The organism is Photobacterium sp. R1, from assembly GCF_054600795.1.
Map to the genome: position 1 here is coordinate 1 of NZ_BAAHZP010000067.1, position 512 is coordinate 512.

Genomic DNA, 512 nt, shown 5'->3' on the forward strand with positions numbered 1-512 from the left:
GTAGCGAGCCACATATCCTGGATCTTCAGGCGGGTCCGGATCTCGGGCAGTTTACATACACGGTGAGTATTGAAAAGCAGAACGCCGGCGGTAAGCAGGTACTGCAGTCAAAATCGATTACGATCACGGTCAGCCAAGCTCCGTCGGCTACTCAAACAGTGTCGCTTGAAACCCGTCAGGTCTTTCTGCCGGATGATTTTACGATGTCGCCAGTGACTGGGGATATCTCTGGCACCGTGATTTACGGGGATCCGAAAACGGGGTCTGCGAGTTCGCGAATGATGGCAATTCCAACACCGGAAGAGACTGAGCTGGTGGGCTTTGTCGCTGAACGAGGCGCACTGAATCAGGGCACTACAGCTCAGCAAATTTTGCAAACCATGGTGAATGCGGTCAGCCAGCATTTACCATCAGCGGGAGATCGGATCGAACAGCTTTCTCAGACTGTGCTGGAAAATGGCAATGTGTCTGCCAGCTATAACATCACCCTCAATACTGCCATGCTGCCAACC

Annotated in this window: 1 pseudogene; it reads left to right on the forward strand. The window is 52.7% G+C overall.

Features of this window, described 5'->3' with window-relative positions:
- Positions 1–512, forward strand: a pseudogene (locus ACYP03_RS23970) (VWA domain-containing protein); the annotation flags it as partial.